Annotated in this window: 12 protein-coding genes; 8 read left to right on the top strand and 4 right to left on the bottom strand. The window is 42.8% G+C overall.

Annotation, left to right across the window (positions count from 1 at the left end; translation table 11 throughout):
• Nucleotides 1-2: 2 nt before the first annotated feature.
• Nucleotides 3-1,595 carry an NADH-quinone oxidoreductase subunit L gene (locus GW828_RS15290; RefSeq protein ID WP_220492549.1) on the bottom strand — a complete coding sequence of 531 codons (1,593 nt, stop codon included), beginning with the start codon at nucleotides 1,593-1,595 and terminating at the stop codon, nucleotides 3-5.
• Nucleotides 1,596-1,692: 97 nt separating this feature from the next.
• On the opposite strand from GW828_RS15290, the gene GW828_RS15285 reads away from it, so the two are divergent.
• Nucleotides 1,693-2,589, top strand: a complete 897-nt coding sequence (locus tag GW828_RS15285; protein WP_124018240.1) for a LysR family transcriptional regulator — start codon at nucleotides 1,693-1,695, stop codon at nucleotides 2,587-2,589.
• 286 nt (nucleotides 2,590-2,875) lie between these two features.
• Nucleotides 2,876-4,420 carry a methyl-accepting chemotaxis protein gene (locus tag GW828_RS15280; RefSeq protein ID WP_182697665.1) on the top strand — a complete coding sequence of 515 codons (1,545 nt, stop codon included), beginning with the start codon at nucleotides 2,876-2,878 and terminating at the stop codon, nucleotides 4,418-4,420.
• A gap of 199 nt (nucleotides 4,421-4,619) precedes the next feature.
• On the opposite strand, the gene acnA is transcribed toward GW828_RS15280, so the two are convergent.
• Nucleotides 4,620-7,355, bottom strand: a complete 2,736-nt coding sequence (gene acnA, locus GW828_RS15275; protein WP_273058671.1) for an aconitate hydratase AcnA — start codon at nucleotides 7,353-7,355, stop codon at nucleotides 4,620-4,622.
• 92 nt (nucleotides 7,356-7,447) lie between these two features.
• On the opposite strand from acnA, the gene GW828_RS15270 reads away from it, so the two are divergent.
• Nucleotides 7,448-8,824, top strand: coding sequence for a lyase family protein (locus GW828_RS15270; protein ID WP_273058669.1), 1,377 nt, complete (start codon nucleotides 7,448-7,450; stop codon nucleotides 8,822-8,824).
• A gap of 162 nt (nucleotides 8,825-8,986) precedes the next feature.
• On the opposite strand, the gene GW828_RS15265 is transcribed toward GW828_RS15270, so the two are convergent.
• A complete protein-coding gene (locus GW828_RS15265; RefSeq protein WP_273058667.1) occupies nucleotides 8,987-10,513 on the bottom strand; it encodes an EAL domain-containing protein in 1,527 nt (508 codons plus the stop codon).
• Between the two features lie 167 nt (nucleotides 10,514-10,680).
• The gene (locus tag GW828_RS15260) at nucleotides 10,681-11,496 is read right to left on the bottom strand and encodes a RecX family transcriptional regulator (protein ID WP_273058665.1); all 816 of its coding nucleotides are present in this window, start codon (nucleotides 11,494-11,496) and stop codon (nucleotides 10,681-10,683) included.
• Between the two features lie 800 nt (nucleotides 11,497-12,296).
• On the opposite strand from GW828_RS15260, the gene GW828_RS15255 reads away from it, so the two are divergent.
• The 5 genes from GW828_RS15255 to cyoD all read left to right on the top strand — a co-directional run bounded on the left by GW828_RS15255 (nucleotide 12,297) and on the right by cyoD (nucleotide 16,779).
• The gene (locus GW828_RS15255) at nucleotides 12,297-12,629 is read left to right on the top strand and encodes a hypothetical protein (protein WP_243640999.1); all 333 of its coding nucleotides are present in this window, start codon (nucleotides 12,297-12,299) and stop codon (nucleotides 12,627-12,629) included.
• A 175-nt stretch (nucleotides 12,630-12,804) separates the two neighbouring features.
• Nucleotides 12,805-13,842: a ubiquinol oxidase subunit II gene (gene cyoA / locus GW828_RS15250; protein WP_124018233.1), complete on the top strand. Its 1,038-nt coding sequence runs from the start codon at nucleotides 12,805-12,807 to the stop codon at nucleotides 13,840-13,842.
• A 2-nt stretch (nucleotides 13,843-13,844) separates the two neighbouring features.
• The gene (cyoB, locus tag GW828_RS15245) at nucleotides 13,845-15,827 is read left to right on the top strand and encodes a cytochrome o ubiquinol oxidase subunit I (RefSeq protein ID WP_124018232.1); all 1,983 of its coding nucleotides are present in this window, start codon (nucleotides 13,845-13,847) and stop codon (nucleotides 15,825-15,827) included.
• On the top strand, nucleotides 15,827-16,450 hold the full coding sequence (gene cyoC / locus GW828_RS15240) for a cytochrome o ubiquinol oxidase subunit III (protein ID WP_124018231.1): 624 nt from the start codon (nucleotides 15,827-15,829) through the stop codon (nucleotides 16,448-16,450). The genes cyoB and cyoC overlap by 1 nt, the downstream gene beginning before the upstream one ends.
• A complete protein-coding gene (cyoD, locus tag GW828_RS15235) occupies nucleotides 16,450-16,779 on the top strand; it encodes a cytochrome o ubiquinol oxidase subunit IV (RefSeq protein WP_182697660.1) in 330 nt (109 codons plus the stop codon). Before cyoC ends, cyoD begins: the two co-directional genes overlap by 1 nt.
• Nucleotides 16,780-16,791 lie beyond the last annotated feature (12 nt).

Below are 16,791 nucleotides of genomic sequence, written 5' to 3'. Positions count from 1 at the left end.
GGTCATACTTCCTCAACTTCGGTGGCTTTATCTAATACTTTATTATTGCTGGGTGCTGGCAACTGCACTGGCCACACTTGTAACGTCAATCGAGTGAGCCATTCATCTAAATATAAACCGGCGAATAAGGCGATATGTAAATGATGTATTGAGGGTCTATGTGGCTGATAACGCAACATCCAATTGAGCACAAACAAACTGACAAATAACAGTATTGCGACAATATCGACCGCACTTAACGCCTCAACATGCATGGCTGACGTGGCGGGAATAATGGCCCCAAACAACCACTTAAACCCGCTGTAACTGATCACTAATAATATGCTTAAGAGGAAAACGGGCATCATGCTGCTACGCAGTCGCTCACTGTGGCGCTGAGCCAATAACATGGTGAGCGCTAATACCAATAACAACCAAACACTCCATACTCCTTGATAGTCTATAACCATCACTGCCATCGAGACGATAATGCTTGAAAATACCCCTGCCACTATCCAATCTATCATCTTAGGATTGGCCGCTGGCGCAAGACGCCTTTGCATGTCTTCATAAACCGCACTGCTTGAATTCAAAAATGCATAGGCTTTGTAAACTGAGTGCGTTAATAAATGCAGTAAGGCTAATTCAAACAACCCTAATGCACATTCAACTAACATCAAGCCCATTTGCGCGCTGGTAGACCAAGCTAAACGCACTTTAATGCTAATTCGAGTGGTCATGATTAATGCCGCCATCACAGTGGTTAATCCTGCAACTATTAGCACTAGCCACTGCGCGACAGTAGATTGAATAAACAAGGGCGCAAATAAAATCAGCAAGAAACCACCGAGGTTAATGACCCCTGCATGCAGTAAAGCACTTACCGGTGTCGGCGCTTCTACAACCTGTATCAACCAGCCGTGTACCGGTAATTGCGCACATTTAATTAAGGCCGTGAGTGCAATTAGCACTGCAGCAATATGATCGACGGTCGTTAGTTGTAAGTTGTCGTTTGTGGCCACCGCATTAAAGTGGCTAAGTAAATCACTTATCAATAAGCTGCCGTGCTGCTGATACAACAATATAATTGCAGCCAATAACGAGGTTTCTGCGGTGCGTGCTAAGAGGAATTTTTTATGTGCAGCCAGTGCCGCGCGAGGGCGTTCAGGATAGAAGGTTAAAAGCTTATGCAAGGCTAAGCTAATTGATACCCAACCGAGCCAGAATAATAATAAATGGTTACTAATCACTACCACAGACACTGCCGCGAGAATATTCAGTAGCCAGTGCCAATAAGTGCCGCTACGAGGTTCGCCCGCCATATAATTACGCGAAAATGCGATTAAAATAACACTCATAAAGACCACTAGCCCCATCATCAAGAGGCTGAGTCGTGATTGGCTAATATATTGCGCATCAGCGTGAAGACTCGGTAACGCAATACTTACCACCAAGGCGGTAATATAGAGCACAACAATAAGACCGCTGAGCTTAATTAACCATGTAGATTTATTATTAAACCTCGCACGGTCACTCAAACGCCCACTCAGGGCGCTAGCCAAAAGTAACGTAATGGGAATACATAATAAAAAAACGGACGATAACGCGATATTCATAAACTGCCTCTTCTTTTAGTCAACAGAGTATGTCAGAGCTGTATATTTAATAAAAATATATATAAACTAATAAAACGTTCTGTTTTGGTTAACTATAATGAGTCGTCTTAATTATCATCACCTTTATTATTTTTGGCGTGTCGCGGTTGTAGGCAACCTGACGCAAGTCGCTAAAGACCTGCATATTTCTCAATCAGCATTGTCGGCACAAATTAAGCAATTTGAACACAACATGAATGTTGAGTTGTTTGAGCGCAGAGCACGACGCCTCAACCTAACGGTCCATGGTCATCGTGTATTGGCTTATGCCGATGATATATTCAGTAAAGGCGAAGAGTTGGAGTCTTTTTTACGCAAAGGCAGTATGAGTGAAAAGCAGCATTTATCTATTGGGGTATTAACCACATTATCGCGTAACTTTGTGGAGAATTTTATCAGCCCGTTGCTGGCCAATCCTAATGTGAGCTTTTCTTTATCGGCCAGAGGCATGAGCGATCTATTAAACGGTCTGGCGGATCACGAACTGGATTTAGTACTGACTAATCGACCTATCAGTGTCGATAAAAAAGATCCATTATGGCAAACCCAGTTGGTTTCCAGGCAACCTTTGGCGATTGTGGGCCCCAAAGCTAACCGGATAAACGCCAGTTTCCCGGAAGGTTATCAAGACATGCGCTGGGTTCTACCGGGTAAAAATACTGAAATTAGGGCAGCATTCAATTCCTTTTGCGCGACCTGGCAATATCAACCCGATGTGCAAGCAGAAGCCGATGACATGGCCATGCTGCGTCTTTTAGCCCGCGACAGTGGCGCACTGGTTGTGTTACCTCCAGTGGTTGTTAAAGACGAAATTGAACAGGGGATTTTAAATGTGTATCAGCACTTACCCAATGTTTATGAAAATTTCTATGCCATTACCACCCAACGAAAATTTGTACCTGAGGTGTTATTGGCACTATTGAAGCAGCAGCTTGATCCTGCATTTAGTGATTAATGTCTATCCATATTTGTTCGCCAATGATGTCGCTAAGCCCGCTGAAATGACTATGTCGACGCTTAATTGTCGAGCATAAAGCCTAATCCGTGGCTGTTCATTTCAGATCCCTTGCGGTGAATGCGTTTTGGCCTATGCGAGGGAAATTAGTTAGCTTAAAACATTGGTAAATATCACTTAACGACACACTGAATATATTGAGTAGATTATTTAAGCTTAGACCAAAGTCGATAGCCTACAATGACATATAGAGTGCTAATCTGAATAAAAATGGATTGGAGTCTTCATGCTAACTAAAATAATGTTGATTAATGGTTTAGTGATATTTACCTTAGCAATGCTGCTGAGTTTTTTATCTCTACCTTCATGGCTATATGCATTTTTAGTCGCGGTTGCCTCTGTTATCACCTTACTGCTTACCCAAAAAAAACCTATAGCTGCAGATAGCACGGACTCATCTCAACAAGATGAACACGTTGCCAATGGCATAAGTAAAGCCGCCACTCGAATAGCCATTGGCGGAGCAGAAGTATCATTTTTTATTGAAAAACTCGCACACGCAATGGGTTTACAAGTTAAGCATGTTCAAGAAATCTCACAACGCGCCAGCAATTTAGAACAAGGTGCTCAACAACTATTAGGCCAATCAGCCAATGTACGAGCGCTAGTTGAAGAAGCCAGTACACAAGCGTCTAGCTACGCCGAAGAAATAAAGCAAGTGGATGAACAACAACAAAAATTGTCGACTGAAATTGAATCCACCGCAGTATTACTCATCGAACTAAAAAATAAAGCCAGCGCGATCAGCAGCATCACAGATACGATTAATAAACTGTCTGATCAAACTAATATGCTGGCACTCAATGCTGCCATTGAGGCCGCCAGAGCTGGAGAGCAAGGCAGAGGGTTTGCAGTCGTTGCCGATGAAGTGCGCAATTTGGCCCATAAAACGGCCGAAGCAACCCAAGGTATTGAGTCATTGCTATCCGAAATTGGTCAAAACAGTATTCAATCAGTACAAGCCATGCAACAAGTCAGTGATATGGGCGGCAAACTGTCTAGTCGGATGAATGAAATTTATATACTCACCAAAGCCAGTCAAGAAAGCATGGCCAGTGCCGCGAGCGAAATGCTGCAAATGGATCAAACCGTGAATTTTACCGTTGATAATACCAATGGTATTGGGGCAAATATTGAAGGCATTGGCGCTTCTATTCTTAAAGTCGATACTGATTTAATTGAAGCTTCAGATAGGGTGCTTGTGCTCAGTGGCTTTGCAGAACAGATATTCCGTCATCTACAACATTTTGAATTATCCGATAAACATGCCGTCATCGCCAAAGTAGCTTTGAATGCTGCGGCCAATGTCGGCGCTATTTTTGAACAAGCCTTAACTAAAGGTTCGCTTACACAAGCGCAATTATTTGATTCAAATTACCAACCCATTCCTAATACCAACCCACAAAAGTTCACCACAGGTTTTGATCGTTTTACCGACTCAAATTTACCGAGTATTCAAGAAGCTATTTTAGATAATAATGCCGATATTATTTATGCTGGTGCGGTGGATGTTAGAGGATATTTCCCCACTCATAACCGCAAATTTACCCAAGCGTTAACCGGAAATCGCGAACGCGATCTTGCCGGTAATCGCACCAAGCGTATTTTTGATGATCCAACAGGTAAACGCTGCGGCAGTAACGTTGAAAGTTTCTTATTGCAAACATATAAACGCGATACCGGCGAAGTGATGCATGATCTCTCTGCCCCAATTTATGTTAACGGTAAACATTGGGGCGGATTTAGAATTGGCTACAAGGCAGAAAATTAATACCCTGCATTATTTCGGTCGCAATCGTTTGGGGAATATAGCCAGCGGCGATATCCAAACTCAATACAAGTAAATAACGCCTCCCCAGCCATCGCTGTAACAGCTCATCTCGATTCCAAAAAAGAGGCCCAAGTCATGTAACTTGGGCCAATTTACAGGCTATTTAACGCCCTGTTCAACTGAAATACACCTCAATGACTTAGCTAGACGACTTAGCCAAATTGCGTAATACATAATGCAAAATACCGCCATGTCGGTAATAACTGAACTCATTAGGCGTATCAATACGGATTTTAGCTTCAAACAAACGTTGCTTACCCGCTTTGTCGATCACTGACACATTGACGGTTTTCTGATCGGCGCTGACAGCAGGAATACTGAATTGCTCTTCACCGGTGAGATTTAGCGACTCCGCACTGTCATCAGGCATAAACTGCAACGGCAAAATACCCATGCCAACCAAATTAGAACGGTGAATACGTTCATAACTTTGTGCGATAACCGCTTTTACTCCCAAAAGTGCAGGCCCTTTCGCCGCCCAATCGCGTGAGCTGCCAGTACCGTACTCCTTACCCGCAAGCACAATACACGCTGTGTTATGTTGCTGATAATACATGGCAGCATCAAATACTGTCATCGACTCACCTGTCGGCATCAAGCGAGTCCAGCAACCTTCGGTCCCTGGCGCCAGCAAATTTCTTAGCCTTACATTGGCAAAGGTGCCGCGCATCATGACTTCATGGTTGCCGCGGCGTGAACCGTAAGAGTTAAAGTCCTTAATGGCGACCCCTGCTTGCTGTAAATAATCTCCGGCAGGGCTGTCTGGTGCAATAGAGCCCGCGGGTGAAATATGGTCGGTGGTGACCGAATCACCCAATTTAAGTAAACAACGGGCATTGTCGATACTCATAATTTGGGGAACCTCTGCACTGATCCCATCAAAGAATGGCGGTTGTTTAACATAAGTGGAATCAGGCCAGTTATATTTTTGGCTCTGCACTACCTCAAGTCCTTGCCAGTCTACATCACCGCTGTATACATCGGCATAACGGGAAACAAACATCTCGCTTTGCACCGCGCTGGCCATAACCTGTTGGATTTCCTGATTGTCTGGCCAGATATCTTTTAAATAGACGGCTTTGCCATTGGCATCCTCACCCAGTGGTTCAGTAACCATATCGGCTTTCATATTACCGGCCAATGCATATGCCACCACCAGCGGCGGCGATGCTAAGTAATTGGCTTGTACTTCTGGATGGATGCGACCATCAAAGTTACGATTGCCCGATAACACCGAACACACCTTCAGCCTGCCCTGTTGTATCGCTTCACTTACGGGCTGAGGCAATGGGCCTGAATTACCAATACAGGTAGTGCAACCGTAGCCAACCAACTGAAAACCTAGAGCATCTAAATCGACATTAAGACCTGATTTTATTAAATAATCCGTCACTACCTGCGAGCCAGGTGCAAAACTGGTTTTCACCCAAGGTTTAACCTGTAAACCTTTTTCACGGGCATTTCTGGCCAATAGTCCAGCGGCGATTAACACTGATGGATTAGAGGTATTAGTACAGCTGGTTATCGCAGCTATCACCACAGCGCCGGCTTCGAGCACAAAGTCTTTATCTCGATAACGACACGGAACACCTGCGCTACCATCGACGACGGGGACTTGCACCGATGGGCCACCCTCGCTTGCCAGCTCATCTTTACCTTCAGCGTCTATTTGGCTAACAGGGATTTGACTGTCTAACCACTGACGGAAACTGACTCCAGCTTGCTCAAGAGCAATTCTGTCCTGTGGCCTTTTGGGACCTGCGATAGAAGGCACAATACTGCCTAAATCCAGTTGTAAGCTGGCGTGATAACAGGCTTTGTTGTCGGATGCACTGGCCCACATGCCCATCTTTTTAAGATATGTCTTGATCAGCTCGATATGCTCTGGATCACGACCAGTAAGCTTTAGGTAATCTAGCGTTTGTTGGTCGATCGGGAAAATGCCACAGGTGGCACCGTATTCTGGCGCCATATTGGCAATGGTCGCCCTATCGGCCAAGGTTAATTGATCAACCCCGGCACCAAAAAACTCGACGAACTTGCCGACCACGCCAAATGAGCGCAGTTGTTCAGTTACGGTTAACACCAGATCGGTAGCGGTAACCCCTGGAGGCAATTTGCCGACAAATTCAAAACCAACTATCTCAGGTAACAACATAGTCACTGGTTGGCCTAACATCGCAGCCTCAGCCTCAATGCCGCCCACGCCCCACCCCAACACACCCAAGCCGTTGATCATGGTGGTATGGGAATCGGTTCCGACTAAGGTATCTGGATACAATAAGTTATCTTCATCTTCTTTAACAAAAACCACTCTTGCCAGATATTCTAGATTGATTTGATGCACGATACCGCGCCCTGGCGGCACGACTTTAAAGTTATCGAAGGCTTGCTGACCCCAACGCAAAAACTGATATCGTTCGCGATTTCGTTGGATTTCAATGGCAGTATTTTGTTGCAACGCCCCTGTTTCGGCAAATACATCGACCATCACAGAGTGGTCAATAACCAGCTCTACCGGGTTCAGCGGATTAATCGCGGCGGCATTACCACCTAGCGTTATAATGGCATCACGCATGGCGGCTAAATCGACGACTGAAGGTACACCGGTAAAATCTTGTAAAATGACCCGGGATGGGACAAAGGCAATTTCGGTTTCAGACCAGTCATCTAAATCCCAGCGGGCCAAGGTTTCAATATCCTTTGGCTGGACAAACTCCGAATTTTCATAGCGCAGTAGATTTTCTAATAATATTTTTGCCGCAAAGGGTAAGCGGGATAAATCGAAGTGTTCGGCTAATCGGTCAAAGCTGTAATATCGGAAATTTTTTCCATTACTCTCAAGTTGTTTCAATAATTGCATAGAGTCTTTCATTAATGATCTCCCTATAAACGTTTATGAGTACTTCCTGCTAAGCTTAGTGAACACACTAACATATCCCAATCAAAAATCGAGTCGGAAATATTATGAGTAAGATACGTATAGAATATGACAGCATGGGTAAAGTTGAAGTGCCAAATGATGTTTATTATCAGGCACAAACCCAGCGAGCACAGGATAATTTTCAATTTTCAGAGCGGTGTTTTCCTACACCGGCAATCGTTGCCCTACTCGACATTAAATCAGCGGCAGCACACGCTAATAGTCAGTTAGGTTTGCTGGATAACGCCATGGCGGCGGCGATCCAACAAGCGATTACCGCCAGTAAACAGCTCGACTTTTCAACCCATTTCCCACTGGATCTGTTCCAAACCGGTTCAGGCACCAGTTCCAATATGAATGTTAACGAAGTGATTGCCAGCTTAGCCAGCGACATTTTGCAGGGTAAAGTTCACCCCAATGATCATGTCAATATGGGCCAAAGCAGCAATGATGTGGTGCCTGCCGGTATTCACATTAGTACAGTGCGGCATTTAAAGGCTCTACTGTATCCGGCCATTAATAGCTTAAGTGACAAATTAGCGTTTTTGGCCGATGAGCATGCAAATTTGGTCAAAACTGGACGCACCCATTTAATGGACGCTATGCCCATTACCTTAGGGCAAGAACTACAATGTTGGCGACTACAGCTCAATGCTGCTCAAGCGAAGCTCCAACAAGCAGAGCTCAACTTACATCATTTACCTTTGGGCGGCACTGCGGTTGGCACTGGGGTTAATTGTGATCCGCGTTTTGCCAAACTCGCTTGTGATTATTTACAGCAGCAAGACCAGCATCCTTGGCAGGCGGCACCTGTTCCGGCCTTATACATGAGTAGCCAAGATCACACTCTTGCCGTGGCTTCGGCGCTCAAAGGATTGGCGATCACCTTAATGAAAATTGCCAATGATTTACGCTGGATGAACTCAGGCCCTATCGCCGGACTACAAGAAATTAGTATAACCGCGCTGCAACCTGGTTCATCGATAATGCCCGGTAAGGTTAATCCGGTTATTCCGGAGGCGGTTGCCATGATTGCCGCTGAAGTGATCGGTAATGAAACGACCATCACCATCGCGGCGCAATCGGGTAATTTTCAATTAAATGTCATGCTGCCACTGATTGCTGACAAGTTACTCTCCAGCATCGAACTATTAACCCATGCCAGCCAATCCATGACGGATAAGGTATTTGCGGATTTTGCGCCCAATAGCGACAACTTGACTCAAGTGTTGAAGAAAAATCCTATTCTTGCCACCGCACTCAATTCAGTGGTGGGTTACGATATGGCCGCGAAAATCGCCAAACGTGCACATAAAGAACATAAATCGGTATTAGACATTGCACTGGAAGAAACCGAGCTGAGCGAAGATGAACTCACTGCGATACTCGATCCCTTGCATCTCGCGAAGCCTCATCAATAACGCCACCAACAGCCAGCGCTAAGAGTACAAAAGACTAACGCCAAACAGAGTTGGCGAGAGTAAAACCTATTTATGTGAATAGGTAAAATCTCGCTAACTTGCCTTGCTGAACTCATCTCCAACCCAAGGTTGGGCCAATAGAATAAAACTAAACCTTAAACATTAAATCTTAAAATGTTTAATTATTGGGCAAAGATCATCGGCACTCATTGGCTTACCGTATAGCCATCCTTGTCCGTTTAATATACCTAAATTTTTAAGTGCTTGATGTTGCATGATGTTTTCAACACCTTCGGCAACAACGTCTATATGAAGTTCGTTAGCCATTTGGACAATATAAGGTATTAATGATGAACGGATGGACCCTCCTTCCATGGCATTAATAAAGCTTCTATCGATTTTCAAAATATGACACGACAATTTTGACACTTGGTTTAAATTTGAATATCCAGTGCCAAAATCATCGATTGCAATCAGAAAACCATGTTGCACCAGGATCTCTAAGTGGTTTGCAAACTCTTTACCGGTCAACTGTTCATCTTCTACAATCTCAAGAACAATCTTAATGGGATGATCATTCACATACGGCAGATCAATTATCTTTAACACTTTTCCGCTAGAAACATCAGAAGGAAAAATATTAATATTGACTTTAAAACCCTTCAAATCAATACCGCTTTCACTTAGGCGCAGCAGCGATTTTTCAACAAGTTGCTCAGTAAACTCCCATGACAGGCCCAGCTGTCTAATTTTGGGAATAAATTCATCTGGAAATATTTTACCTTCGTTATCTTCAAATCGCGCCAGCACTTCACAGCCGACGATCTTACCGGTTTGAATATTGACTATCGGTTGAAATAAAGGAAAAAACTTGTTTGATTTAACGCCTCGTTTAACTCGAGCGCTTATTGACATAAAACCATTGATTTTAAATGATATAAAATAATATAAAAATAATGTCAGAAAAAATGATGACGTAATAATGATAGCAATCAACAGGCGGTTTTTTTCATAAAACTCGCCAGCACTAAGGCTCAGTGCGACGCAGTAAGATGATTCAGGATCACATTGTTGAAATTGATAGGCATGGGTTAAGTTCACTCTGCCAACGATACCTTTGACATATAGATTATTGCTGCCTGACACATGTTTATAATGATTTGCTCTATTGAATACAATTTCCCAATCGAACCCCATAGAACTGAATTTATTGATCTCCGCAGGCTCAATCACTACATTGAAAGCGTTATGCTTGATGACAACCGCGGTATGTAACCTATCAAAAAGCTCTAACGCTTTATTTACCCACACTTTTGCACCGTAGTTATTAATGTAGTCGGGCTCAGATTCCATACTCTTTGTAACAATTATCCCTAAACCTGCGGTACACAACAATTTACCATTTTCATCTGAATAGCCTATATCTTTGATAAAGATAGACAGGAAATTCTCACGGCGCATATGCAGCAACATTTCACTACTACACACTGGATCATCAAGCCTATCTAATCGCTCAAGAGTGTGTTGAATGTCTTTGCTAATAGTACTCATTAAGGCTAAATGGGTTGTTGCAGCTTGCTCTTGCTCAACGACAATCTGTTTTTCTATCCATAAGAATAAAAATAGAAAAAACAAAGTGCCCAGAGACAAACTAACGATAAATGACACTAACTTATGTTTAAACGACATAATTTGCCGCCCCAAATAGTAATAACACATGAATAGTAGCCAACCACATTACCGCGATATAACGACTATGATGACGTAAGTATAATATTTATTTTAAATGTTAATGATCGATAAAATTTATTCACAGCTTATTATTAAAATGTTTAGCACTTATCTAGAAGCTATTTTTATGATGCATCATTATCTAGGCTCATGGCCTCTTTTATTTCATCACTGGCAAAACCTTTACGAGATAGAAACGCATACGCTTTAGACTTTTCTTTATAATCAGATAAGTTATAGCGTTTTTTAGCCAGCTCATTTCTACAGCTTTGATAAAAATCGACATCTTCTGTTAAGGTTAATTGATACAAGGTTTCTTCAAAATCACTCACATCAATCAATCGCTGTTTGAGTTCCTGTAAAATGAGTGTTTTACCTTTACCTTTATTAAACAGCTTAATTATTTCAGTTGTTAAATCGACTTTTTCTGCTTTTATCGCCAATTTACTGCGCAGTGTTGCGCCTTGTGGATGTAACGATAATGCATGATCAATTTCAGATCGAGAAAATCCTTTTGCGGTCATTTGAGCATAGACTTTTTCTCTGCTGGTGCCGTAAAAATTCTCAAATCGGCCTAGTAGCCTTGATGTAGCGAGCTTAAAAGTATCTATTTTTTGCTCGTGCATAACCTGTTCTAGCGCGGCATCAATCTCTGTTGCACTCACACCGCGAAGTTGTAACTTACGCCTTATGGCACCAGTCCCCACTTCATTGCTAAAGGCGAGTTCGCAATAACGCACGGCAAAATCAAAGTCATTTTTTAAATAACCACTGTCGATTAGCTTGGCTAATACGGTATCAATCCATTGCTGGTTCTCGGTTTTACGCTCAAGCTTGGTACGAATTTCGCCAATAGTAAAGTCTTGCTGACTAAGGTGCCAGTAAGCACTATTAAAAACGTTATCTATGGTTTTAGCTTGGCGTAGTTGTGGGCGCTGCATAAAAATTAATCTTACCTTAATATAATCAAAATGAGTGTAGCAGCTCAGTCGGTTATTGAGAAAGATCTAGATATTTCATTGTTTAAATCATTTAAAAACCAGCTGTTTATGGTGAGTTAACTGCAGCGCTTTAAAAAATTATAGTGTAATTTATCGGTGGAGACTTGTTGTGCTAAAGCCGCATCATTATTAACTTAGCTGCATTATGCGCAACGGAACATCAGTGGATAAGGGCTCTTTATACTCGAGTCATAAGTGATTATTACTTGATTATTTAACGCTGCTGAACCGGCGCAGACTGCCACTAATAACTTCAATAGATAATCTGCTGCCCGCAAGCGTTTATTGCGGTATCGATTTGTAACAATAAAGAAGCCAGAAAATATTTTAGTTCGCAAAAAATATGATCCTCATAACCCCCCAAGGGCGTATCAATACGTGTTAGGATTGTTGAATTAAGGCGCTTATATCTGATCACATCCACCCATTTATATTAGGTGCTAGGGATCACAGATTTGTGACTTTTGAGCTATTGATAAGTAACAAAACAGTTAACAATGTAAATAAACAGTATAAATATTGTTCAAATTCAAGTTTATTTAATAATTCCGCTGTTTTACTACTCTGATTTACTTTCAATCAATAGCGCCTTCTTGTTATTCTCCTGCAAATGAAAATCGTCAGCTGGATCTATTGATTCAACTACCCACTCCTTTGAGCTCGGTTGGAAACGTTTCTTGAAACTAACCCTTTGCCAATACCTTGTTAAATCGCTTAATCGCATCACAAGGTTATCCAAGTTGAGTAAAGCACATTTAACACTGTGTTTCGGGTTACTGTTGCTGCAACCTTTAGCTGATGCCTTGTCTATTTCAATCGGACATTTTATTGATATTGGCGAGTTTATCGCTATTGCTGACGGTATATTAGCTGAATTTTTGGGTGCGGGTTTAATCAGTTTATTGCTAATTAATCCCTTAGTTATCCAGCACTTTTGGCGTTTATTCAATCTTAATTCTAAATTTAGCAACTTGCTCGAACTGAGCGATGCGCTAAGTGCTCTATCTCCTGTTATTCCTCAATCGCTAGAATATACGGCACATGGTTGTCGCGCCCCGCCTTTACAAGCTTAACTTTTTTATTTTAATACGCCATTCGCGAGATATATCTTTTTTGGGAAACGAATCCAAAATCACATACTGTTGATTTAGTTTATCTTTTTCCACTGATCGCGTTTGATGATTATTGTGCAACTGCCAATCCCCCTGTTGGTAGCGTAGTAAGCTTTAAGGTTAGAGGAATCTTCCTTTGTTAATTCGAAATTTAAGTAAACCTATACTGGCTGCATTAGCATTTATGCTAGCCGGTTGTGAAGGCGGCGTGCTGGATCCCAAAGGTCAAATCGGCATCGATGAGAAGCATCTCATTATTGTGGCAACCTTGCTGATGTTGATTGTGGTTATTCCAGTAATTTTCATGACTTTGTATTTTGCATGGAAATTCCGCGACGGTCGCGATGAAGAAATTTATGCACCTAAATGGGCACACTCAACCGCCATTGAAATCGTGGTGTGGGTCGTACCGATTATTATCGTGATCATTCTTGGTGTTATCACTTGGAAATCGACTCACGATTTAGATCCCTACAAACCGCTAGTGCATGACGCTAAACCGGTGAAGGTTGAAGTGGTGTCATTAGATTGGAAATGGTTGTTCATTTATCCTGAATATGGCATCGCATCGGTTAACGAATTGGCCTTCCCAGCCAATGTTCCGGTTAACTTTAAAATCACCTCTGACACAGCAATGAATTCATTTTTCATTCCGCAGTTAGGTAGCCAAATCTACTCAATGGCTGGCATGGCGACTAAGTTACACCTTATCGCAAACGAGCCAGGCACTTTTGAAGGTATTTCAGCTAACTACAGTGGTGCTGGATTTGCTGGTATGAAGTTTAATGCGATTGCAACTGCAAACGCTGACGATTTTGATGCTTGGGTTGCCAAGGTAAAACAGCAAGGTAATACCTTGGATGTTGAGCAATATAAGCAACTGGCTGAAAAGAGCGAAAACAATCCGGTGCAATACTACGGGTCAGTACAAAAAGGCATGTTTAACTACATTGTCATGCAATACATGCATCCAGACTCGAATATGAAACCAATGGACAGCATGGAAGGTATGCACGACATGAGCAACATGGAATCAATGTCTGGTATGGATCATACCAAGCATATGCAAAACATGGAGCACATGGTCGACAAGGACGCGGAACATTCTGGGCTTTCATCACCTTCACATTCAACCACAGAGCATTCTTCGACTGCATCTGGGGAGGCGAAATAATCATGCCATTTCTAGGAAAATTAACTCTCGAGTCAATTCCGTATCATGAACCGATTATTATGGTGACCCTTGCTGCGGTTGCCATTATTGGATTCATTATCGCGGCATTAATGACTAAGTATCAAAAATGGGGCGTGCTCTGGCATGACTGGTTAACCTCGGTTGACCATAAAAAACTCGGTATTATGTATATCGTGTTAGCAATGGTAATGCTGATCCGCGGTTTCTCTGACGCGATTATGATGCGAACTCAGCAAGCACTTGCCACCAATGGCGCTGCGGGGTATTTACCACCTGAACATTACGACCAAATCTTCACTGCCCATGGCGTGATCATGATTATCTTTATGGCAATGCCATTTATGATTGGTCTGATGAACTTGGTCGTACCATTGCAAATTGGTGCTCGTGATGTCGCGTTCCCGTTCTTAAACAATTTAAGCTTTTGGCTAACGACCTCTGGGGCGATATTAATCAATATATCACTTGGATTAGGTGAATTTGCCAAAACGGGTTGGGTGGCTTATCCGCCATTGTCAGAACTCGCATACAGTCCGGGGGTGGGGGTTGATTATTACATCTGGGCCTTGCAAATATCCGGCATCGGGACAACCTTAACCGGGGTGAACTTTATCGCCACTGTGTTAAAAATGCGCGCTCCGGGCATGAAGCTAATGCAAATGCCAATTTTCACTTGGGCCTGTACTTGGGCAAACGTGTTAATCGTTGCATCGTTCCCAATTTTAACCGCTGTGTTAGGTTTATTAACCTTAGACCGTTATTTAGATTTCCATTTCTTTACCAATGACGGTGGCGGGAACGCCATGATGTACATCAACCTGTTTTGGGCTTGGGGTCATCCTGAAGTATACATTTTGGTATTACCGGCTTTCGGTATTTTCTCTGAAGTGTTTTCAACCTTTACTTCTAAGCGCTTATTTGGTTACACCTCAATGGTGTGGGCAACGGGTGCGATTTCTGTACTTGGCTTTATTGTGTGGTTACACCATTTCTTTACCATGGGGTCGAGCGCTAACGTTAACGCCTTCTTCGGGGTGATGACCATGGTGATTGCGGTGCCGACTGGGGTAAAACTGTTTAACTGGTTATTTACCATTTATCGCGGCCGTTTACGTTTCACCGTGCCAGTATTGTGGTCTTTAGGCTTTATGGTGACCTTCACCATCGGCGGCATGACCGGAGTATTGTTAGCATTACCTGGCGCAGATTATGTACTACATAACAGCTTGTTTTTAATCGCCCATTTCCATAACACCATTATTGGTGGTGCGGTATTTGGTTACATGGCTGGTTTTGCCTACTGGTTCCCTAAAGCAATGGGCTTCCACCTTAACGAACGTTTAGGTAAGGCATCATTTTGGTGTTGGCAGATTGGCTTCTATATCGCCTTTATGCCGTTATATGTGCTTGGTTTTATGGGCATGACTCGTCGTATTAACCACACAGATAACCCAGCGTGGAACTTCTGGCTTTACTTTGCCGTGGTCGGCGCGTTTATCATCCTTGTGGGTATTATTTTACAGTTTGTACAATTGTATGTCAGCTTCCGTGATCGTGAGCAAAACTTAGATACTACTGGTGATCCATGGAATGGCCATACGCTTGAGTGGTCAACCTCTTCACCACCACAGTTCTATAACTATGCCCAGTTAGATCCAGTAACAGACATTGATGCGTTCACCGACATGAAAGAAAAAGGCACTGCCTATCAACGTCGTGAAACATACCAGCCGATTCATATGCCTAAAAATACCGCCAGTGGGATATTTATGGCCGCTGCGATTACCGCAATGGGATTTGCCGCAATTTGGCATATTTGGTGGTTAGCCATTGTTGGATTTGCAGGTGCGTTTGTATTGTTCTTAATGCGTGCTTACGACAATGATGTTGACTACTACGTGCAACCAGACGAAATCGCGCGTATTGAAAATGCACATATAGATAACGTAGCAAGGGGCAGATAATGAGTATTGCTATTAAAGCAGATTTACACGACGCTCATTCTGCTGAGCACCATGATGAACACCACGATACCAGTGGTAACACCTTATTCGGTTTTTGGATTTATCTAATGACCGACTGTATTTTGTTCGCATCCGTTTTTGCGACTTATGCAGTGTTATTCATGAACACTGATGGTGGGGTGTCGGGCAAAGATATTTTCGAATTAGACTTCGTGCTTATCGAAACCGCCGCCTTACTAGTCAGTAGTATTACTTATGGCTTTGCCATGATTTGCGCTAGACACCAAAAGAAAGCGGCGACATTAGCGTGGTTGTTAATCACCTTCGCGTTAGGTTGTGTGTTTATCACGATGGAAGTGTACGAGTTCCATCATCTGATTGAACACGGCAATGGCCCAGATCGCAGCGCCTTTTTATCAGCATTTTTTGCCTTAGTCGGCATGCATGGTTTGCATGTTACCGCGGGCTTAATTTGGATGCTGATCATGATGGTCGAAGTTATCAAGTGCGGTTTAAATAATCGTAGTATCACTCGCCTAAGTTGCTTAAGTTTGTTCTGGCATTTCTTAGACATCGTGTGGGTGTGTGTGTTTACCGTTGTTTATTTGTTAGGAGTCTTGTGATGAGCAATGCACATTCAAGCCACGGCGAGGGCGACTTTGGCGCCAGTGTTAAGTCATATTTAGTCGGCTTTGTGTTATCGGTGATCTTAACCGGTATTCCATTTTGGTCGGTAATGACTCACAGCTTTGACCATACAACCACCTTATGGATTGTGGTTGCTGCGGCAATAGTACAAATCGTGGTGCACTTAAAGTACTTCCTTCATTTAGATTTTTCTAAAGAAGGCAGGATCAATACATTCTCTTTCTTATTCACTGCACTGATTATTGTCATGGTAGTGGGTTTATCTGTGTGGATTATCTACGCAGCTAACGAATTGATGATGTAATTAGACAGCTAT

The organism is Shewanella vesiculosa, from assembly GCF_009994065.1.
GTDB classification, from domain to species: domain Bacteria; phylum Pseudomonadota; class Gammaproteobacteria; order Enterobacterales; family Shewanellaceae; genus Shewanella; species Shewanella vesiculosa.
This window is presented reverse-complemented; position numbering and strand designations above follow the sequence as displayed.

Excerpts from the sequence above, each read along its gene's own strand:
- GW828_RS15290 (WP_220492549.1), bottom strand. The coding sequence starts at position 1,595 with ATGAATATCGCGTTATCGTCCGTTTTTTTATTATGTATTCCCATTACG.
- GW828_RS15285 (WP_124018240.1), top strand. The coding sequence starts at position 1,693 with ATGAGTCGTCTTAATTATCATCACCTTTATTATTTTTGGCGTGTCGCG.
- GW828_RS15280 (WP_182697665.1), top strand. The coding sequence starts at position 2,876 with ATGCTAACTAAAATAATGTTGATTAATGGTTTAGTGATATTTACCTTA.
- acnA (WP_273058671.1), bottom strand. The coding sequence starts at position 7,355 with ATGAAAGACTCTATGCAATTATTGAAACAACTTGAGAGTAATGGAAAA.
- GW828_RS15270 (WP_273058669.1), top strand. The coding sequence starts at position 7,448 with ATGAGTAAGATACGTATAGAATATGACAGCATGGGTAAAGTTGAAGTG.
- GW828_RS15265 (WP_273058667.1), bottom strand. The coding sequence starts at position 10,513 with ATGTCGTTTAAACATAAGTTAGTGTCATTTATCGTTAGTTTGTCTCTG.
- GW828_RS15260 (WP_273058665.1), bottom strand. The coding sequence starts at position 11,496 with ATGCAGCGCCCACAACTACGCCAAGCTAAAACCATAGATAACGTTTTT.
- cyoB (WP_124018232.1), top strand. The coding sequence starts at position 13,845 with ATGCCATTTCTAGGAAAATTAACTCTCGAGTCAATTCCGTATCATGAA.
- cyoC (WP_124018231.1), top strand. The coding sequence starts at position 15,827 with ATGAGTATTGCTATTAAAGCAGATTTACACGACGCTCATTCTGCTGAG.
- cyoD (WP_182697660.1), top strand. The coding sequence starts at position 16,450 with ATGAGCAATGCACATTCAAGCCACGGCGAGGGCGACTTTGGCGCCAGT.